This window comes from Haematospirillum sp. 15-248, from assembly GCF_012102665.1.
In the GTDB taxonomy this organism is placed as follows: domain Bacteria; phylum Pseudomonadota; class Alphaproteobacteria; order Rhodospirillales; family Rhodospirillaceae; genus Haematospirillum.
This window is the reverse complement of record NZ_JAAVTF010000010.1, coordinates 45,280-62,540: the sequence shown is the minus strand read 5'-3', so window position 1 is coordinate 62,540 and position 17,261 is coordinate 45,280. Positions and strand designations below refer to the sequence as shown.

Genomic DNA, 17,261 nt, shown 5'->3' with positions numbered 1-17,261 from the left:
GTCACCGTATCCGGAAGTTCATGACATTGCCGTCACGTAGAACGGTGATAAGCCACCCTCCCGGAGCGGGCTGCTCCAGCAGGGAAACCGCATCAGGCACCGCAATCACTTTCTTGCCGTTGATGGACTGCAAAACATCACCCGGCTGTATGCCAAGACGGACTGCATAGCCATTACGACGCACCGCTGTCACAACAACCTGCCCCGTAAAAACATCCCACCCGGTTTCCTCGGCCAAGGCCTGATTGGCATTTGCCAGACGGATACCATCTAGGGGATTGCGAGGACCCTTGATTTCCGTTTCCTGGCGCGGCGGGTTTTCCGGCGGTGGCTCCAGGGCAAAAGCAAGCTGAACCGGCTTACCCTTGCGAATGACGGACAGCTCCGCACGGCTCCCCAGCTCCAGACTGGCAATCTGATAACGCAGGGCCTGCCAATCCATCACATCATGTCCGTTAACAGCAATGATCACATCGCCGCGCTTCAATCCAGCCCGCTCTGCCGGACTGTCAGGGTCAATGCGCGCCACCAGCACACCACCGGGACGATCCAAGCCCAAGGATTCAACAAGCTTCGAGTCAGCAACCTGTCCACCAGCACCAAGCCAAGGGCGAACAGCCTTTCCTGTCGCAAGAATACTTTTGACCGTCGTGTTCACCATATTGGAAGGAATAGCAAAACCCAGCCCCAGACTACCGCCATCACGGCTGTAGATAGCCGTGTTGACACCAGCCAGACGGCCATCTGTCGTAACCAGTGCTCCACCGGAATTACCGGGATTAATGGCAGCATCAGTCTGAATAAATGAACGGTAATCAGAAACACCGATATTGGTCCGCGCCAACGCGGAAATGATGCCACTGGTGACCGTTTGACCAACACCAAAAGGATTCCCGATCGCAATCACCAGATCGCCAACCTCCAGTGCGCCGGAATCAGCCAGCTCAAGAAAAGGAAGGGACTTCGGCCCATCCTTCAGTCTTAGAACCGCCAAATCCGTACGGGGATCCGCCCCGACCAGCTCTGCCTCAAACTCCCTGCGATCCGACAGGACAACCGTAATCTCGGCCGCGCCATCGATAACGTGGTTATTCGTAACGACAACCCCATCCGGACGCAGGATCACCCCCGACCCCAAAGAATTCTGAATTCTTTCACGGGGAATACCGAAGCCCGGAGCATCACCCAAAAAACGACGGAAGAAAGGATCCGCCATCAAAGGCAACGTCTCTCGGGTAACGATAACCTTTTTGGTATAAATGTTCACAACAGCCGGAGCGGTGCGCTTCACAACCGGAGCAAACGAAAGAGTCACCGTTTGACGAGAGGATGGAACCTCAGAATCTGCACCCGTAGCCGGCCAGACAGGGCCTATCAGCAAGCACAGCAATACCAGATTCAGAAAACGCACAACAACATCCTCACCAACACAACACAGCCTGTTTGTAACGTGGGACATCAAAACACGAAATACCAGCCCGGATTAACACCCAAGGCCAGAAAGCAGAAAGGGCAGCCTGATCAGACTGCCCTCCACAACAACACACGCGGCAGATTTGGTTATTCCTGCTCGGCAGCTGCCAGTTCTGCTGCAACACGGGCCTTGTCTTCAGCACCCTTGGCGGCAGGATCACGATCAACCAGCTCGATAATCGCCATAGGGGCACAGTCACCATAGCGGAAACCAGCCTTCAGAACGCGCGTATAGCCACCGGGCCGACCCTGATAACGCTCTGCCAGAACAGAGAACAGCTTGCTGACTACTGTCTCGTCACCGATCTGGGCAATCGCCTGACGACGGGCATGAAGGTCGCCGCGCTTGGCAAGCGTAATCAACTTCTCGGCGATCGGACGCAGATCCTTTGCCTTAGGCAAAGTGGTACGAATTTGCTCGTGCCGGATGAGAGCGGCAGCCATGTTGGCAAACATAGCCTTGCGGTGGGACGAGGTACGATTGAGTTTGCGGCCGGACATTCCGTGACGCATGGCTGTCTCCTTTCCAGTTTCTTGGCCCCGCTCACGGAGCCGATGAGAATTCTTGTTCCCGCCGCCAGTTTTAAATTTATGGAAGCGATGCAGAACAAGTACGGGGCATTATGCCCCCAAACCAAAAACAGCACCGGCCTGCTCAAGAGCACAGTTCTCTGTAAGCAGGCCGGATCCGGTGGTCAATAAGGGTCTTCAAGCTTCTTGGCAAGCTCTTCGATGTTCTCAGGCGGCCAGTTCGGCACTTCCATACCAAGATGCAGGGACATGTGCGCCAGCAGGTGCTTGATCTCATTCAAGGACTTGCGACCAAAGTTCGGAGTACGAAGCATCTCTGCTTCGGTCTTCTGAACCAGATCACCAATGTAGCAAATATTGTCGTTCTTCAGACAATTGAACGAACGAACACTCAATTCCAGCTCATCAACCTTCCTCAACAGATTACGGTTGAATGGCAGATCATCTTCCTTGTACGCCTCGGAAGCAGCCTGCGGCTCGTCGAAATTGATAAACAGAGCAAGTTGATCCTGGAGAATACGAGCCGCCAAAGCAACCGCATCTTCCGGCGTAACAGCACCATTGGTCTCCACGTTCATGACCAGCTTGTCGTAGTCCGTCACCTGACCAACACGCGCATTCTCAACGCGATAGGACACGCGACGAACCGGAGCAAAAATCGAATCAACGGGGATCAGACCTATAGGCGAGTCCTCGGAACGATTATTCGCGGCCGGCACGTAACCCTTGCCGGTATCAACGGTCAACTCCATGTTAAAGGAGGCATTGGTATCAAGATGACAAATCACCAAGTCGGGATTCAGCACCTCTACACCATGACCAGTTTCAATATTTCCGGCTGTCACAACACACGGACCCGTTGCCTTGAGGGTCATGCGCTTCGAACCTTCACCCTGCATTCTCAAGGCAAGAGCCTTGATATTCAGGATGATATCTGTGACATCTTCCCTGACACCGGGGACAGAGGAAAACTCGTGGAGAACGCCTTCAATCTGGATAGCGGTAACAGCCGCACCCTGGAGGGAAGACATCAAAACACGACGCAGGGCGTTACCCAAGGTCATGCCAAAGCCGCGCTCAAGCGGTTCTGCAACAACGGTTGCCGTGCACGCGGGATCGTCACCGGGCTCGACGTTGAGTTTTTGCGGTTTGATTAGTTCCTGCCAGTTTTTCTGGATCACGGATGCACCCTCTTGCTAACGGGGCCAGGCCAAACCGTGCTGACAATGACCGACCTTGAAATCAGCAGAGATACTGAAACAAGGGGCGCCTCATCGCAACACGGCATTCGGTTCATCACACCAAAGCCGCCATGCCCCGGAACGATCCGGGGCGGCGGTCACACAAAACGAATCTGATAATCAGACCCTACGCCGCTTACGCGGGCGACAGCCATTGTGCGGTATAGGGGTAACATCACGAATGGAGGTAACAATAAACCCGGCTGAAACCAAGGCTCTCAGGGCGGACTCACGACCAGAGCCTGGTCCAGCAACCTCAACCTCCAGCGTCTTCATACCATGGTCCAGAGCCTTGCGACACGCATCTTCAGCGGCCACTTGTGCGGCATACGGCGTGGATTTGCGGGAGCCCTTGAAGCCCTGCATACCAGCAGAGGACCAAGAGATTGAATTCCCCTGCACGTCCGTTATGGTGATGATTGTATTGTTGAAGGTCGCATTCACGTGGGCAATTCCGGACGTGATGTTTTTGCGTTCGCGACGACGGGGACGCGCAGCAGCTGCCTTGGCCATTGCCGTATCTTGCCTTCTCTCTAATTACTTCTTCTTGCCGGCGATCGGCTTTGCCGGTCCCTTGCGGGTACGGGCATTGGTGTGGGTACGCTGACCACGAACAGGAAGCCCTTTACGATGGCGCAGACCGCGATAGCAGCCAAGATCCATCAGACGCTTGATGTTCATCGCAACTTCGCGACGCAGGTCACCTTCCACTTTATAGGCGCTGTCAATCAACTCACGCAGACGAAGAACATCTTCATCTGACATTTGATTGACCCTGAGGGACGGTGCAAAGGACATCTTTTCGCAGATGTCTTTCGCATGCTTTGGACCAATGCCGTAAATATATGTCAGCGCGACTTCCACGCGCTTGTTGGTCGGAATGTTAACGCCAGCGATACGCGCCAAGGCCCGTACTCCTTAAATTTTCCAAACGACAAAGAATGCCGCCAATGTTTCTGTCCGCAGTCAGACTCGGAAGGAGCGCGATTATATTCACTGCTACCGGCAAGTCAACCATGCCCATGACACACAAGGCCAGAAACCTGACGCACACCCCACCTTACGAACCAAGCAAAGCTTCCAGCTCGCTTGTAACAACATCAATATCTCTTGCACCATCAACGACATACAAGAGATTCCGCGCCCTATAATAGGGGATAAGGGGCGCTGTCTGCGCATGATAAGCAACCAAGCGCTTGCGAACCGTGTCTTCATTATCATCATCACGACGGGAAAACTTGGTACCCCCACACGAATCGCAAACCCCTGCCGCTTTGGGATTCTTGAAGGTATCATGATAACCGGCCCCACACGCATCGCAGGTAAAGCGACCAACAATCCGCTCAACGAGAAGATCATCGGGCACCTGCAACTCAATAGCAGCATCCAGCACAACACCCTTCTTGGCTATCAGCACATCAAGCGCCTGTGCTTGAGCAATATTGCGCGGAAAACCGTCCAGAATAAAGCCCTGACGAGCATCATCACAATCAAGGCGGTCATCAATAAGATTAATGACAATCTCATCTGAAACCAGATGGCCGCTATCCATCACTGCCTTTGCCTGCAAGCCTGTTGCACTCTTTGCAGCCACAGCCGCGCGAAGCATTTCGCCTGTTGAAAGCTGGACAATGCCGTAGCGTTCACGAAGCCTCTGCGCCTGAGTTCCTTTGCCCCCACCGGGAGGCCCCATAAGAATCAGTCTTTTTCCCGCCATCAGCCTCGCCGCCCTTTCAACTTCGACTTTCTGATAAGCCCTTCATATTGATGTGCCAAAAGATGAGACTGGACTTGCGTAACTGTATCCATAGTCACACTAACAACAATCAAAAGGCTGGTCCCACCAAAGTAAAACGGAACAGCCAAACGTGTAATCAGAATCTCGGGCAAAATGGAAATAAAGACAAGATAAAGAGCACCAACGACCGTCAGACGGGTCAACACATAATCCATATACTCAGCTGTATTCTTTCCCGGACGAATGCCCGGAATAAATCCACCGTGCTTCTTCAGATTATCTGCCGTTTCATGGGGGTTAAAAACAACAGCTGTGTAGAAGAAAGCAAAGAACGCAATCAGCGCAGCATATAGCAACATATAAATTGGTTGCCCATGACCAAGCCAACCAACCAATCCCTGAAGCCAGTCAGGTCCGCTGCCCGCATAAAAACTGGCCACAGTTGTCGGCAGCAATAGTATTGAACTGGCAAAGATGGGCGGTATCACACCCGCAGTGTTAATCTTCAAGGGCAGGTGCGTGCTTTCACCGCCATACAAACGGTTGCCTACTTGGCGCTTTGGATATTGTATCAGGATACGGCGTTGCGCTCGTTCCATAAACACAATAAAGGCAATAACGCCAACAGCCATCAGAAGAAGAAGAAGAATCAACAACGGATGCAACGCCCCGGTGCGGCCCAGCTCCAAAGTCGCAACAAGGGCCTGCGGCAGATTTGCTACAATACCAGCAAAGATAATAAGCGAGATACCATTACCGACACCTCTTGCCGTTATCTGCTCTCCCAGCCACATGAGAAACATCGTTCCACCGACAAGGGTCACGACGGTTGTAAAACGGAAGAAAAGACCAGGATCAACAACAACAGCACCACCGCTACCAGTCATGGACTCCAGCCCAGCAGCGATTGCCCAAGCCTGGAACGCTGCAATCACAACAGTAAGGTAACGCGTGTACTGATTAATTTTCTTACGACCAGCCTCACCCTCCTTCTTCAGAGCGATCATTGACGGCGTCATTGTCGTCAGAAGCTGAAGAATGATCGAGGCTGAAATGTAGGGCATAATATTAAGAGCAAACAGAGTCATACGGCTGAGGGCACCACCAGCCAGCATGTCAAACATCCCAAGGATGCCACCCTGATTACGGGAAAAAACGTCCGCCAATGCGTGTGGGTCAATACCAGGCAAAGGAATATACGTGCCGAGACGATACACAATCAGCGCACCCAAGGTGAACCAAATGCGCTTTTTCAGCTCCGTAGCCTGGGCGAAAACGCCCCAGTTCATATTGGCAGCAAGTTGCTCGGCAGCAGAAGCCATGCGACGCTCCAGGTATCAAAAATGTACAACGGGGAGCCGCCTGACATTGGTGCTACTAAAGGCACCATCTGCCGACGCTCCCCGCAAGAGCAGACGATAACCTATCACAAGGTCAACGTCCTATCTTGATCGTGCGATCAGGTCGTCTCGCCTTCGATAACAGGGGCAGCCAACATCACAACCTTGCCACCCAGTTTCTCTACTGCGTCAACAGCAGAGCGGGAAGCACCTGTAACTTCGATGGTTACCTTCGCACTGAAATCACCATGTCCCAGAAGACGAATACCATCGCGAACACGACGCACAACACCCGCAGAGACCAGATTCTCGGCTGTAATAACAGCAGATATATCCAGCTTGCCTGCGTCAATCGCTGTCTGGAGACGTCCAAGATTCACAGCAACATAGTCCTTACGGAAGATATTGGTGAAACCACGCTTGGGAAGACGACGATAGATAGGCATTTGCCCACCCTCGAAGCCATTGATTGAAACGCCTGTACGGGATTTCTGCCCCTTGACGCCACGACCGCCGGTTTTCCCCTTACCAGAACCTATACCACGACCAATGCGCATCCGCTTCTTGGTTGCACCTTCGTTATCGCGTAATTGATTTAACTTCATATTGAAGGATCCTGTCTTACTAACCCCGGAAACAAGCGAAGACCAAACGACCTTCGCTTGTTCCAAGTCGGCTTACGCCTCTACGACCTTCACGAGATGAGCCACCTTGGCAATCATCCCACGTACCGACGGTGTATCTTCCAATACCCGCGTGCGATTGATCTTGTTCAGACCAAGCCCAACCAGAGTTGCTCTCTGGTCAGCCCTGCGGCCGATCGGGCTTCCTGTCTGCATAACTGTCAGCGTCTTTTTCTGGGCCATCATTCCGTCTCCTTACTCAGCAGAGGCGGCGTCTGCCTCAGCAGCACCCGTCATTTCACGACGACTGACAATTTCGCCAACTTTCTTATTGCGCTTCGCAGCAACCATTCGCGGGCTCTCAAGATTTGCCAACGCAGCAAACGTAGCCCTGATCATGTTGTAAGGGTTGGTAGAACCAACACACTTGGCAACAATATCCTGGACGCCCATGGTCTCGAACACTGCACGCATCGGACCGCCAGCAATAATGCCGGTACCCGCAGGAGCAGATCTCAAAACAACATGACCCGCACCAAAATGACCGGAAATATCATGGTGCAAAGTGCGCCCTTCACGCAAGGGAACGCGAACCAAGCCGCGCTTCGCCCTTTCACTGGCCTTGCGAATGGCCTCGGGAACTTCACGGGCCTTTCCCGTGCCAAACCCGACACGGCCTTTACTGTCACCAACAACAACGACAGCAGCGAATCCAAAGCGACGGCCACCTTTGACCACTTTGGCAACACGATTAATAGATACAAGTTTGTCGGTGAACTCATCTTCGCGCTCACGCTCCGGAGCACGATCGCGATCACGACGATCACGACGCTCCTGTGAGGAGCGTTCAGCAGTGGGGGTACGTGCCATCTCGACTATCCTTTAGAACGAAAGTCCGCCTTCACGCGCCGCATCCGCCAGAGCTTTCACCCGGCCGTGGAACACATAGCCCCCACGATCGAACACGACATCCTTAACGCCGGCTTCAAGAGCCCGCTCGGCCACCAGTTTGCCAACAGCAGCAGCGGCTGCTTTATCGGCACCAGTTTTCAAATGCTCACGCAATCCTCTATCCAAGGTCGAGGCAGCAACAAGGGTACATCCCTTGGAATCATCAATAACCTGAGCATAGATATGCTTCGATGAGCGGAAAACCGAAAGGCGCAAACGCCCGGCGGCCTTCTTCCTGAGCTGATACCGCACGCGATCGCGGCGGCGCTCGAAAAGAGACAAATTTTTCGCCATTTCCGTTCGCCTTTACTTCTTCTTGCCTTCCTTACGCAGAATCTGCTCGTCAACATACTTGACGCCCTTACCCTTATAGGGCTCTGGCGGACGGTACGCGCGAATCTCAGCGGCAACTTGGCCAACAACTTGTTTGTCCATACCACTGATCTCGATCTGAGTTGGCTGCGGGGCCTTAATTACGACATTATCCGGAATCGGGAAGATCACATCATGCGAAAAACCAAGAGCAAGCTGAAGATTTTTACCCTGCACAGCAACCTTGTAACCAACACCGACCACTTCCAGATTTTTCCGGAAGCCCTCTGAAACACCCTTCACCAAGTTAGCAACACGGGCGCGGGTTGTTCCCCACATCATACGGGAATTCTTGGAATCACCGACAGGAGACACAACAATCTTACCGTCCTGCAGCTTTGCATCCACCAAGTCTGGCGAAATAGAGAAACTCAACTCACCAAGCTTTCCTTTGGCCGATACAACGCCATTGGCAATGGTCACAGAAACACCCTGAGGAACTTCGACCGGATACTTTCCTACGCGAGACATCCAAGTACCCTCCTCAGAATACGCGACACAGGACTTCACCGCCAACATTGGCAAGGCGAGCCTCATGGTCGCTCATCAACCCACGCGGGGTTGAGAGAATAGAGATACCGAGACCGTTATAGACCTTGGGAAGATCCTTGATCTTGGAGTAACGGCGCCGACCAGGCGTCGAAACACGGCTTATTTCCTGAATGACAGGCTTTCCCTCGTGATACTTGAGCTCAACACGTAGCTCCTCAACACCAGGACGAACAACGTAGCGTTCATAGCCGCGAATATAGCCCTCGCGCACAAGAACCTCCAGAACCCCGGCACGCAGACCGGAAGCCGGAGAAACAACGCTCGATTTTCCTGCACGTTGACCGTTACGGATACGGGTGATCATATCACCCACGGGATCAGTCATTGACATGGTCTGCCCTCCTTACCAGCTTGACTTGACCATGCCAGGGATTTGACCCTGGGACGCAAGATCGCGCAAAATAACACGACCCATTCGGAATTTACGGTAAACACCACGCGGGCGCCCCGTAACCTCACAACGATTACGGTAACGTGTCGAAGACGAGTTGCGGGGCAAAGAACTGAGCTTCAGAACAGCAGCCATACGCTCCTCAGGAGAGGTATCCTTGCCTGAGATCAGCACTTTCAACGCAGCACGACGATCAGCATACTGCTTTAGCATACGCGCACGTCTTTTGTTTTTCTCAACAGAGCTAACTTTCGCCATAAAACCTACTCCCCGCCCTTACGCCTTGACGAACGGAACCTGGAACTGCTCAAGCAGAACCCGGGCCTCGTCATCAGTTTTGGCGGTCGTGCAGATGGTGATATCCATACCACGCACCTTGTCGACCTGATCATAGCTGATCTCAGGGAAAATAATCTGCTCTTTCAGACCCATATTATAATTCCCACGACCATCAAAGGCTTTCCCGTTCAAACCACGGAAGTCACGGACACGAGGAAGGGCAATCGTAATAAGGCGATCAAGAAACTCATACATTCGATCAGAACGCAAAGTAACTTTGCAGCCGATCACCATACCTTCGCGAAGCTTAAAGCCTGCAATCGACTTTTTCGAACGCGTAGGAACGGGCTTCTGACCCGAAATGGCGGTGAGATCGGAAATTGCACCTTCAATTTTTTTCCGGTCCTGCGAGGCTTCGCCAACCCCCATATTAACGACCACCTTGGTCAGCTTAGGAATCTCCATGGGGTTGGCATAACCAAACCTATCCTGAAGAGCCTTACGAATAACCGTGTCATACTGCTCACGAAGACGCGCAGCCATAGACATTCTCCTCAATTCGCTATGACTTCGCCGGATCGCTTTGAAAAGCGAACCTTCGAGCCATCATCGAGGACACGAAAACCAACTCGCGTCGCCTTTCCGTCCTTGGGATCAACATGAGCCACGTTGGAAACGTGAATAGAGGCTTCTTTCTCAAGAATACCCCCTTGACTCGTCTGCGTTGGACGCAAGTGACGTTTCACTACGTTAACGCCCTTGACCACAACACGACCCTCGGAAGGAATAGCACAAACCACCTCGCCCTTCTTGCCCGCATCTTTGCCAGCAAGAACGATGACAGTGTCACCCTTGCGGATCTTCTGCATAATTACAGCACCTCCGGGGCAAGCGATATGATTTTCATGTACTTCTTGGCACGCAGCTCACGAACAACTGGACCAAAAATACGAGTTCCTACCGGCTCACCCTGCTTATTGATAAGCACAGCAGCATTGCGATCAAAGCGAATCATGGTTCCGTCCGCACGGCGAACGGGGGCCGCAACGCGCACCACAACGGCAAGCTCCACAGAGCCTTTCTTGACACGACCGCGGGGTATTGCTCCTGTTACGGAGACCCGGATCACATCGCCGACGCCGGCAGCCTTACGCTTGGAACCGCCCAAAACCTTGATGCACCGCACCCGACGTGCGCCGCTGTTATCAGCGACATCCAGGCTGGTCTGCATCTGAATCATGATTTAAATCCTTAAAAGTCAAATCAAACCGGAACCCATGACCTTAATCGGCAGAGTCCGCAACCAGCTCCCAGCATTTACGCTTGGAAACAGGACGACATTCGCGGATACGAACGACGTCACCAACCTTTGCGTGATTGGCTTCATCATGAGCGGCATATTTTTTGGACCGCTTGATGAACTTTTTATACAGCGTGTGCATGAAGCGACGCTCGACTTTAACCACAATGGTCTTATCCATAGCATCACTCACCACCACGCCCTGTAGGATACGCTTGGGCATAGTCTTACTTTTCGCTCCTTATAGCGACAAGCCGGCGATATTACACAGCAGCCTTACGTTGGTGAAGCACTGTTTTAACCCGGGCTATATCTTTTTTAACCTGCCGCTGACGGGAGGTATTCTGAAGCTGTCCAGTAGCCTTCTGGAAACGCAGATTAAACTGTTCTTTCTTCAAGCCAACCAGATGATCAACCAATTGCTTGGGCGACTGGTCACGCAATTCTTTTGCAATGCTCATGATCACGCCTCTCCACCCAAACGGGTAACAAACTTCGTCTTGATCGGAAGCTTTGCATCAGCCAGTTCAAGAGCGAGCCGAGCCACATCTTCCGATACGCCATCAATCTCAAACATAACGCGCCCAGGATGAACGCGAGCCACCCAGTATTCAGGGGCACCTTTTCCTGATCCCATACGGACCTCGGCAGGCTTCCTAGAAACAGGGAGGTCAGGAAAAATTCTGATCCAGACACGACCTTGGCGCTTCATAGCACGGGTCACAGCACGACGTGCAGCCTCAATCTGGCGTGCCGTAATACGCTCCGGCTCGAGAGCCTTCAGACCAAACTGTCCGAAGTTCAGGCTAAACCCACCCTTGGCATTTCCATGGATTCTGCCTTTATGCGCCTTGCGGAACTTTGTACGTTTCGGCGAAAGCATTGTATATATCCTTCAGTTCACAGCAGAGACGACAGCTCAACGAGCTGTCGTCTGCTCCTGGGCACGCCGCTCTTGAGCCATAGGATCGTGCTCAAGAATCTCACCCTTATAGACCCAAACCTTCACACCACAAGCCCCGTAGGTAGTAAATGCTGTAGCTTGGCCGTAGTCCAGATCTGCTCTCAGGGTATGAAGAGGAACTCGTCCTTCCCTATACCATTCGGTACGAGCAATTTCAGCCCCACCCAAACGCCCAGAGCTGTTGATACGAATTCCCTCGACACCAAGACGCATCGCGGACTGGATCGCACGCTTCATCGCACGGCGAAACGCTACGCGCCGTTCCAGCTGACTGGTAATACTTTCCGCAATCAACTGCGCATCTGTCTCTGGCTTGCGAATCTCTACAATATTCAGATGAACTTCGCTTCCCGTCATCTTCGACAGATCGCTACGGAGCACCTCGATATCAGACCCCTTCTTCCCGATAACAACACCGGGACGAGCTGTGTGTATTGTAATACGCGCCTTTTTTGCAGGACGCTCAATAACAATACGGGAAATGCCTGCCTGATGCAGACGCTTCTTCAGGTACTTGCGAATGCGCAAATCAGCATGCAAAAGATCTGCATAGTCACCCTCCGCAAACCAGCGGCTATCCCAAGTCCTGTTAATACCAAGACGCAAGCCGATCGGATTTACTTTCTGACCCATTATTCAGACTCCTCGCGTTCACGCACCACGATTGTAAGGTTCGAGAACGGCTTCAGGATCTTTCCAGTACGTCCACGAGCACGGGCACGCCAACGCTTCATCACCATCGCCTTACCAACAAAAGCTTCAGCCACAACCAGACGGTCGACATCAAGCTGGTGGTTGTTCTCCGCATTGGCAATTGCAGACTGCAAAACCCTACGAACCTCGCCGGAAACACGGCGCGCATTAAACATCAGGGAAGTCAATGCCTTCTCAGCACTCAACCCACGAATAGACGATGCAACGACATTCAGCTTCTGCGGACTAGTCCGTATAGTGGCAGCAAAGGCACGGGCCTCATTATCTGCCAACGCACGCGGGGCATTAGGCTTACCCATGTTATTTCCTCTTCGCCTTCTTGTCCGCAGCATGCCCGTAATAAGTACGGGTTGGCGCAAATTCACCGAACTTGTGACCAACCATATTTTCAGTCACCAGAACAGGGACAAACTTGTGCCCATTGTGGACACCAAACGTAATACCGACAAACTGCGGCAGAATGGTCGAGCGCCGAGACCAAGTCTTCACCACCTCATTCCGGCCGGAGCTGCGCACAGCATCGGCTTTCTTCAGCATATAACCGTCGACGAACGGTCCCTTCAAAACAGAGCGAGCCACGTCCGTTCTCCGTTACTTCTTCTTGGCCTGATGACGTGACCGCATGATCAGTCTATCAGTAGCCTTGTTGCTGCGGGTTTTCTTACCCTTCGTAGGCTTGCCCCACGGGGTAACCGGATGGCGACCACCGGAAGTACGGCCTTCACCACCACCATGCGGGTGATCAACAGGGTTCATTGCAACGCCACGCACATGCGGACGCCGACCAAGCCAACGACTTCTGCCAGCTTTCCCCAAATTTATGTTCTGATGATCAGGGTTGGACACGGCACCAACGGTAGCCATGCACTCGCCACGCACCAAGCGCACTTCACCAGACGAGAGACGCAGCTGAGCATACCCAGCATCTTTGCCAACCAACTGGACATAGGACCCAGCGGAGCGCGCTATCTGCCCACCCTTGCCCTGCCTCATCTCCACGTTATGCACAATTGTGCCAACAGGCATATTCTTCAGAGGCATAGCATTACCGGGCTTGATGTCTGCTTTCTCAGCAGCGACAACAACATCACCCGCTTTCAAACGCTGTGGAGCAAGGATATATGCCTGTTTCCCGTCTTCATACGTAACGAGAGCAATAAAAGCCGTACGATTTGGATCATACTCCAAACGCTCAACAGTAGCGCTCATACCGAGCTTTTCATTACGCTTGAAATCGACAATCCGGTAACGACGCTTGTGACCGCCACCGCGCTGCCACGAAGTAATACGCCCTGTATTATTACGACCGCCGGACTTTGTCAGACCCTCTGTCAGGGACTTGACAGGCTTCCCCTTCCACAATCCGGAACGATCCACCAGAACAAGCTGGCGCGTACTTGGCGTAACTGGGTTGAATGTTTTCAGTGCCATAGACCTCAGACTCCCGTCATCACATCGATCGACTGACCTTCAACAAGCCTGACCATGGCCTTCTTCACATCGGAACGCCGCCCGATTGTACCACGGAAACGCTTGAGCTTGCCCTTCGTGATCGAGACATTAACCGCCCGAACCTTCACACCAAAAACACCCTCAACAGAAGCCTTGATTTCAGGCTTTGAGGCATCCAAAGGCACACGGAAGGTAACCTGACCGTACTCGGACGCCATAGTAGCCTTTTCGGTAATAACCGGACTTTTTATGATGTCGTACATGCGCTCTTTCGAAACTTTGACTGCACGGCACTTCATTTCAGGCGCTCCCCCAGCTTTTCAACAGCCGCGCGAGTCAGGACAAGTGTATCCCGACGCAAGATGTCGTAAACATTGGCACCCTGGGTTGGCAAAAATGACAGCCCTGGAATATTTGAAGCTGCGCGAGCAAACAGAGCATCGACCTCAGCACCATCAACAACCAGCACAGACGACCAGCCCAAAGCCTTGACCTGAAGAGCCAAGTCCTTGGTCTTTCCAGTTACACCCGCAAAGTCAGCAACAACCAGTTTACCCTCACGAGCTTTTGCGGACAAAGCAGTCTTCAAACCAAGCTTCCTGAACTTCTTGTTCAGGTCATGCGCATGAGATCGCACAACAGGACCGAAGGCAACACCACCACCCCTAAACTGGGTAGCACGCACCGACCCTTGACGGGCACGACCGGTCCCCTTCTGCTTGAAAGGCTTGCGAGTTGTCCCAGATACCATGGAAATAGTCTTGGTCTGATGCGTACCAGACTGACGCCGTGCAAGCTGCCAACGCACAACGCGCTGCAAAATATCGGAACGAACATCAAGGCCGAAAATATCATCCGGCAACTCTATAGTTCCCACTGCCTTATTCTCAAGGCTAATAACGTCCAGCTTCATGACAGCCTATTCCTTGCTCTCACTTCCGGCGGAATCCTCGGAAGAAGAGACACCAGAAGAAACCTTGATACCGGCCGGCAAGGGAGCCCCTTCAGGTATTCCTTTCTTGACCGCATCACGAACCAGGACCCAACTCCCCTCGGAACCAGGAACAGCGCCCCTCACCAGAAGAAGGCCCCGCTCGGAATCCGTAGAGACAATTTTCAAGTTCTGCAATGTCACGCGCTCAGCGCCGAGATGGCCCGCCATCTTCTTGCCCTTGAACACACGACCAGGATCCTGACGATTACCGGTTGACCCGTGGGACCTATGGGACACAGAGACGCCATGCGTCGCCTCAAGACCACGGAAATTATGACGCTTCATTCCACCGGCAAAGCCCTTGCCGATAGAGGTGCCAACAACATCAACCAGCTGACCAACAACAAAATGATCAGCAGACAACTCAACCCCTGAATCAAGAAGACACTCGGGACTGACTCGAAACTCCGCAACCTTCTTACGCGGCTCCACTTTTGCAGCAGCAAAATGACCACGCATAGCCTTGGACACATTTTTAACCTTGGCAGTACCAACACCAAGCTGGACCGCTGTGTAACCATCCCGATCCTGCGTGCGAACAGCGACGACATGACAGCCATCAACCTTCAGCACCGTAACCGGAACATGCTCACCTTCCGCGGTAAACAGCCGGGTCATACCGACTTTCTGGGCGATAAGACCGGAGCGCATTATTTCGTTCCTTGCATTGTTTATCACGCTCACAACTTAATCTGGACATCCACACCGGCGGCTAGATCAAGCTTCATGAGCGCGTCGACGGTCTGCGGAGTTGGATTGAGAATATCCAACACACGCTTATAGGTACGGATCTCGAACTGCTCTCTCGACTTTTTGTCAATATGAGGAGAACGATTCACAGTAAATTTTTCAATCCGGGTCGGCAAGGGAATGGGCCCCCGCACCTGGGCGCCAGTACGCTTGGCGGTATTAACTATCTCATAAGCACTTTGATCCAGCACACGGTGATCAAACGCCTTGAGGCGGATACGGATATTCTGGCTTTCCATAGTGGCCTGACCCGAACTCTTTCTTCAGTGGTGTGACAACCCGGCGCCCGGGAAAGAACGGCTTATACCGCATCTTTATCCGGGCGCCCACCTTTTTTTTGTCAAACAGCGAAGTTGTGGAACGACTTCGATTTTGGATTGTTACTTGTTAATTTTGGAGACGACGCCGGCGCCGACGGTTCTGCCGCCTTCACGGATGGCGAAGCGGAGACCTTCATCCATGGCAATGGGGGCAATCAGGCGAACGCTGATACGGATATTGTCTCCGGGCATGACCATCTCGGTACCTTCCGGCAGCTCGATTGTTCCGGTCACGTCGGTAGTACGGAAGTAGAACTGCGGACGGTAATTGGAGAAGAACGGCGTATGACGGCCGCCTTCATCCTTGGACAGGATATAGCATTCCGATTCAAAATCGGTATGCGGCGTAATCGAACCTGGCTTGGCCAGAACCTGGCCACGCACCACGTCGTCACGCTTTACGCCACGCAGCAGCGCACCGATGTTGTCACCGGCCTCACCCTGATCCAGAAGCTTGCGGAACATTTCCACACCGGTACAGGTGGTCTTGGTGGTATCTTTCAGGCCAATGATCTCGACTTCGTCGTTGACCTTCAGGATACCGCGCTCCACACGACCGGTTGCAACAGTACCACGACCCGAAATCGTGAACACGTCTTCGATCGGCATCAGGAACGGCAGATCTTTCGGACGATCCGGCTGCGGGATGTATTCATCAACAGCACGCATCAGCTCCAGAATTGCTTCCTTGCCGATCTTCGGGTCACTGTCTTCCAGAACGGCCAACGCGGAACCCTTGATGATAGGAATATCATCCCCGGGGAAGTCATACGAGGACAGAAGCTCGCGGATTTCCAGCTCAACCAGCTCCAGAAGCTCTGGATCGTCAACCTGGTCAACCTTGTTCAGGAACACAACCAGGGCCGGAACACCAACCTGGCGAGCCAGCAGAATGTGTTCGCGGGTCTGCGGCATCGGGCCATCCGCGGCAGAAACAACCAGAATGGCACCATCCATCTGCGCGGCACCGGTGATCATGTTCTTCACATAGTCAGCGTGACCCGGGCAGTCAACGTGTGCGTAATGGCGGTTTGTCGTTTCATACTCAACGTGGGCCGTCGAGATCGTAATACCGCGGGCGCGTTCTTCGGGAGCCTTGTCAATCTGGTCATACGCAGAAAACGTAGCACCACCTGTCTCGGCCAGAACCTTCGTGATCGCCGCCGTCAATGACGTCTTCCCATGGTCAACGTGGCCAATCGTGCCAACGTTGCAGTGCGGCTTCGTCCGCTCAAATTTTGCCTTGCTCATTGTCTACTCCATCAGGCCGTAAGGC

The 17,261-nt window shown here is 53.0% G+C and carries 29 protein-coding genes; all 29 read right to left on the bottom strand.

Features of this window, described 5'->3' with window-relative positions; all coding sequences use genetic code 11:
* Window position 1: 1 nt before the first annotated feature.
* Complete coding sequence (locus tag HEQ72_RS09190) at window positions 2–1,411, bottom strand: Do family serine endopeptidase (protein ID WP_322099505.1); 1,410 nt, start codon at window positions 1,409–1,411, stop codon at window positions 2–4.
* Between the two features lie 149 nt (window positions 1,412–1,560).
* Entirely contained in the window at window positions 1,561–1,986 is a 426-nt protein-coding gene (gene rplQ, locus HEQ72_RS09185; RefSeq protein WP_066132168.1) for a 50S ribosomal protein L17, read from the bottom strand.
* Window positions 1,987–2,168: 182 nt separating this feature from the next.
* Window positions 2,169–3,185, bottom strand: coding sequence for a DNA-directed RNA polymerase subunit alpha (locus tag HEQ72_RS09180; protein ID WP_066132171.1), 1,017 nt, complete (start codon window positions 3,183–3,185; stop codon window positions 2,169–2,171).
* A gap of 180 nt (window positions 3,186–3,365) precedes the next feature.
* Window positions 3,366–3,758 (bottom strand): 30S ribosomal protein S11, encoded by a 393-nt coding sequence (gene rpsK, locus HEQ72_RS09175; RefSeq protein WP_168023171.1) that lies wholly within the window; start codon window positions 3,756–3,758, stop codon window positions 3,366–3,368.
* Between the two features lie 24 nt (window positions 3,759–3,782).
* On the bottom strand, window positions 3,783–4,151 hold the full coding sequence (gene rpsM, locus HEQ72_RS09170) for a 30S ribosomal protein S13 (RefSeq protein WP_168019956.1): 369 nt from the start codon (window positions 4,149–4,151) through the stop codon (window positions 3,783–3,785).
* A gap of 154 nt (window positions 4,152–4,305) precedes the next feature.
* Window positions 4,306–4,962 (bottom strand): adenylate kinase, encoded by a 657-nt coding sequence (locus tag HEQ72_RS09165; protein WP_168019957.1) that lies wholly within the window; start codon window positions 4,960–4,962, stop codon window positions 4,306–4,308.
* Window positions 4,962–6,305, bottom strand: a complete 1,344-nt coding sequence (gene secY, locus HEQ72_RS09160; RefSeq protein WP_168023170.1) for a preprotein translocase subunit SecY — start codon at window positions 6,303–6,305, stop codon at window positions 4,962–4,964. Before secY ends, HEQ72_RS09165 begins: the two co-directional genes overlap by 1 nt.
* 137 nt (window positions 6,306–6,442) lie before the next feature.
* Window positions 6,443–6,928 carry a 50S ribosomal protein L15 gene (gene rplO, locus HEQ72_RS09155; protein ID WP_168023169.1) on the bottom strand — a complete coding sequence of 162 codons (486 nt, stop codon included), beginning with the start codon at window positions 6,926–6,928 and terminating at the stop codon, window positions 6,443–6,445.
* A 72-nt stretch (window positions 6,929–7,000) separates the two neighbouring features.
* Window positions 7,001–7,192 (bottom strand): 50S ribosomal protein L30, encoded by a 192-nt coding sequence (gene rpmD / locus HEQ72_RS09150; protein ID WP_415877249.1) that lies wholly within the window; start codon window positions 7,190–7,192, stop codon window positions 7,001–7,003.
* A 9-nt stretch (window positions 7,193–7,201) separates the two neighbouring features.
* Window positions 7,202–7,816 carry a 30S ribosomal protein S5 gene (gene rpsE, locus HEQ72_RS09145; RefSeq protein ID WP_066132189.1) on the bottom strand — a complete coding sequence of 205 codons (615 nt, stop codon included), beginning with the start codon at window positions 7,814–7,816 and terminating at the stop codon, window positions 7,202–7,204.
* Window positions 7,817–7,828: 12 nt separating this feature from the next.
* Complete coding sequence (rplR, locus tag HEQ72_RS09140) at window positions 7,829–8,191, bottom strand: 50S ribosomal protein L18 (RefSeq protein ID WP_168019960.1); 363 nt, start codon at window positions 8,189–8,191, stop codon at window positions 7,829–7,831.
* Between the two features lie 12 nt (window positions 8,192–8,203).
* A complete protein-coding gene (rplF, locus tag HEQ72_RS09135; RefSeq protein ID WP_168019961.1) occupies window positions 8,204–8,740 on the bottom strand; it encodes a 50S ribosomal protein L6 in 537 nt (178 codons plus the stop codon).
* A 13-nt stretch (window positions 8,741–8,753) separates the two neighbouring features.
* Entirely contained in the window at window positions 8,754–9,152 is a 399-nt protein-coding gene (gene rpsH / locus HEQ72_RS09130) for a 30S ribosomal protein S8 (protein WP_168019963.1), read from the bottom strand.
* Window positions 9,153–9,164: 12 nt separating this feature from the next.
* Window positions 9,165–9,470: a 30S ribosomal protein S14 gene (gene rpsN, locus HEQ72_RS09125; protein WP_168023168.1), complete on the bottom strand. Its 306-nt coding sequence runs from the start codon at window positions 9,468–9,470 to the stop codon at window positions 9,165–9,167.
* A gap of 18 nt (window positions 9,471–9,488) precedes the next feature.
* Window positions 9,489–10,034, bottom strand: a complete 546-nt coding sequence (rplE, locus tag HEQ72_RS09120) for a 50S ribosomal protein L5 (protein WP_168019967.1) — start codon at window positions 10,032–10,034, stop codon at window positions 9,489–9,491.
* Window positions 10,035–10,045: 11 nt separating this feature from the next.
* Window positions 10,046–10,360, bottom strand: coding sequence for a 50S ribosomal protein L24 (gene rplX / locus HEQ72_RS09115; protein WP_168019969.1), 315 nt, complete (start codon window positions 10,358–10,360; stop codon window positions 10,046–10,048).
* Window positions 10,361–10,362: 2 nt separating this feature from the next.
* Entirely contained in the window at window positions 10,363–10,731 is a 369-nt protein-coding gene (rplN, locus tag HEQ72_RS09110) for a 50S ribosomal protein L14 (protein ID WP_168019971.1), read from the bottom strand.
* A gap of 43 nt (window positions 10,732–10,774) precedes the next feature.
* On the bottom strand, window positions 10,775–11,014 hold the full coding sequence (gene rpsQ / locus HEQ72_RS09105; RefSeq protein WP_168019973.1) for a 30S ribosomal protein S17: 240 nt from the start codon (window positions 11,012–11,014) through the stop codon (window positions 10,775–10,777).
* 40 nt (window positions 11,015–11,054) lie between these two features.
* Window positions 11,055–11,252, bottom strand: coding sequence for a 50S ribosomal protein L29 (gene rpmC, locus HEQ72_RS09100; protein WP_168019975.1), 198 nt, complete (start codon window positions 11,250–11,252; stop codon window positions 11,055–11,057).
* Between the two features lie 2 nt (window positions 11,253–11,254).
* Window positions 11,255–11,674, bottom strand: coding sequence for a 50S ribosomal protein L16 (gene rplP, locus HEQ72_RS09095; protein ID WP_168019977.1), 420 nt, complete (start codon window positions 11,672–11,674; stop codon window positions 11,255–11,257).
* Window positions 11,675–11,710: 36 nt separating this feature from the next.
* Window positions 11,711–12,388: a 30S ribosomal protein S3 gene (gene rpsC, locus HEQ72_RS09090; RefSeq protein ID WP_168019979.1), complete on the bottom strand. Its 678-nt coding sequence runs from the start codon at window positions 12,386–12,388 to the stop codon at window positions 11,711–11,713.
* The gene (rplV, locus tag HEQ72_RS09085; RefSeq protein WP_168019982.1) at window positions 12,388–12,768 is read right to left on the bottom strand and encodes a 50S ribosomal protein L22; all 381 of its coding nucleotides are present in this window, start codon (window positions 12,766–12,768) and stop codon (window positions 12,388–12,390) included. The genes rpsC and rplV overlap by 1 nt, the downstream gene beginning before the upstream one ends.
* Window position 12,769: 1 nt before the next feature.
* Window positions 12,770–13,048, bottom strand: a complete 279-nt coding sequence (rpsS, locus tag HEQ72_RS09080; RefSeq protein ID WP_066132228.1) for a 30S ribosomal protein S19 — start codon at window positions 13,046–13,048, stop codon at window positions 12,770–12,772.
* Between the two features lie 12 nt (window positions 13,049–13,060).
* A complete protein-coding gene (gene rplB / locus HEQ72_RS09075) occupies window positions 13,061–13,900 on the bottom strand; it encodes a 50S ribosomal protein L2 (RefSeq protein ID WP_168023167.1) in 840 nt (279 codons plus the stop codon).
* A gap of 5 nt (window positions 13,901–13,905) precedes the next feature.
* A complete protein-coding gene (locus tag HEQ72_RS09070) occupies window positions 13,906–14,220 on the bottom strand; it encodes a 50S ribosomal protein L23 (protein ID WP_168023166.1) in 315 nt (104 codons plus the stop codon).
* Window positions 14,217–14,834, bottom strand: coding sequence for a 50S ribosomal protein L4 (gene rplD / locus HEQ72_RS09065; protein WP_168023165.1), 618 nt, complete (start codon window positions 14,832–14,834; stop codon window positions 14,217–14,219). Before rplD ends, HEQ72_RS09070 begins: the two co-directional genes overlap by 4 nt.
* A gap of 6 nt (window positions 14,835–14,840) precedes the next feature.
* Complete coding sequence (rplC, locus tag HEQ72_RS09060) at window positions 14,841–15,566, bottom strand: 50S ribosomal protein L3 (protein WP_168023164.1); 726 nt, start codon at window positions 15,564–15,566, stop codon at window positions 14,841–14,843.
* A gap of 29 nt (window positions 15,567–15,595) precedes the next feature.
* The gene (gene rpsJ, locus HEQ72_RS09055) at window positions 15,596–15,904 is read right to left on the bottom strand and encodes a 30S ribosomal protein S10 (protein WP_066132242.1); all 309 of its coding nucleotides are present in this window, start codon (window positions 15,902–15,904) and stop codon (window positions 15,596–15,598) included.
* Between the two features lie 141 nt (window positions 15,905–16,045).
* Window positions 16,046–17,236 carry an elongation factor Tu gene (gene tuf / locus HEQ72_RS09050; RefSeq protein ID WP_168019992.1) on the bottom strand — a complete coding sequence of 397 codons (1,191 nt, stop codon included), beginning with the start codon at window positions 17,234–17,236 and terminating at the stop codon, window positions 16,046–16,048.
* Window positions 17,237–17,261 lie beyond the last annotated feature (25 nt).

Excerpts from the sequence above, each read along its gene's own strand:
- HEQ72_RS09165 (WP_168019957.1), bottom strand. The coding sequence starts at position 4,962 with ATGGCGGGAAAAAGACTGATTCTTATGGGGCCTCCCGGTGGGGGCAAA.
- rpsC (WP_168019979.1), bottom strand. The coding sequence starts at position 12,388 with ATGGGTCAGAAAGTAAATCCGATCGGCTTGCGTCTTGGTATTAACAGG.
- rplP (WP_168019977.1), bottom strand. The coding sequence starts at position 11,674 with ATGCTTTCGCCGAAACGTACAAAGTTCCGCAAGGCGCATAAAGGCAGA.
- rplF (WP_168019961.1), bottom strand. The coding sequence starts at position 8,740 with ATGTCTCGCGTAGGAAAGTATCCGGTCGAAGTTCCTCAGGGTGTTTCT.
- secY (WP_168023170.1), bottom strand. The coding sequence starts at position 6,305 with ATGGCTTCTGCTGCCGAGCAACTTGCTGCCAATATGAACTGGGGCGTT.
- rpsJ (WP_066132242.1), bottom strand. The coding sequence starts at position 15,904 with ATGGAAAGCCAGAATATCCGTATCCGCCTCAAGGCGTTTGATCACCGT.
- rpsQ (WP_168019973.1), bottom strand. The coding sequence starts at position 11,014 with ATGCCCAAGCGTATCCTACAGGGCGTGGTGGTGAGTGATGCTATGGAT.
- rpsN (WP_168023168.1), bottom strand. The coding sequence starts at position 9,470 with ATGGCGAAAGTTAGCTCTGTTGAGAAAAACAAAAGACGTGCGCGTATG.
- rplR (WP_168019960.1), bottom strand. The coding sequence starts at position 8,191 with ATGGCGAAAAATTTGTCTCTTTTCGAGCGCCGCCGCGATCGCGTGCGG.
- rplV (WP_168019982.1), bottom strand. The coding sequence starts at position 12,768 with ATGGGTAAGCCTAATGCCCCGCGTGCGTTGGCAGATAATGAGGCCCGT.
- rpmD (WP_415877249.1), bottom strand. The coding sequence starts at position 7,192 with ATGATGGCCCAGAAAAAGACGCTGACAGTTATGCAGACAGGAAGCCCG.
- rplQ (WP_066132168.1), bottom strand. The coding sequence starts at position 1,986 with ATGCGTCACGGAATGTCCGGCCGCAAACTCAATCGTACCTCGTCCCAC.
- rplD (WP_168023165.1), bottom strand. The coding sequence starts at position 14,834 with ATGAAGCTGGACGTTATTAGCCTTGAGAATAAGGCAGTGGGAACTATA.
- rpsE (WP_066132189.1), bottom strand. The coding sequence starts at position 7,816 with ATGGCACGTACCCCCACTGCTGAACGCTCCTCACAGGAGCGTCGTGAT.
- rpsK (WP_168023171.1), bottom strand. The coding sequence starts at position 3,758 with ATGGCCAAGGCAGCTGCTGCGCGTCCCCGTCGTCGCGAACGCAAAAAC.
- rplE (WP_168019967.1), bottom strand. The coding sequence starts at position 10,034 with ATGGCTGCGCGTCTTCGTGAGCAGTATGACACGGTTATTCGTAAGGCT.
- rplO (WP_168023169.1), bottom strand. The coding sequence starts at position 6,928 with ATGAAGTTAAATCAATTACGCGATAACGAAGGTGCAACCAAGAAGCGG.
- rplB (WP_168023167.1), bottom strand. The coding sequence starts at position 13,900 with ATGGCACTGAAAACATTCAACCCAGTTACGCCAAGTACGCGCCAGCTT.
- rplX (WP_168019969.1), bottom strand. The coding sequence starts at position 10,360 with ATGCAGAAGATCCGCAAGGGTGACACTGTCATCGTTCTTGCTGGCAAA.
- rplN (WP_168019971.1), bottom strand. The coding sequence starts at position 10,731 with ATGATTCAGATGCAGACCAGCCTGGATGTCGCTGATAACAGCGGCGCA.
- rpmC (WP_168019975.1), bottom strand. The coding sequence starts at position 11,252 with ATGAGCATTGCAAAAGAATTGCGTGACCAGTCGCCCAAGCAATTGGTT.
- rplC (WP_168023164.1), bottom strand. The coding sequence starts at position 15,566 with ATGCGCTCCGGTCTTATCGCCCAGAAAGTCGGTATGACCCGGCTGTTT.
- HEQ72_RS09070 (WP_168023166.1), bottom strand. The coding sequence starts at position 14,220 with ATGAAGTGCCGTGCAGTCAAAGTTTCGAAAGAGCGCATGTACGACATC.
- tuf (WP_168019992.1), bottom strand. The coding sequence starts at position 17,236 with ATGAGCAAGGCAAAATTTGAGCGGACGAAGCCGCACTGCAACGTTGGC.
- rpsH (WP_168019963.1), bottom strand. The coding sequence starts at position 9,152 with ATGTCAATGACTGATCCCGTGGGTGATATGATCACCCGTATCCGTAAC.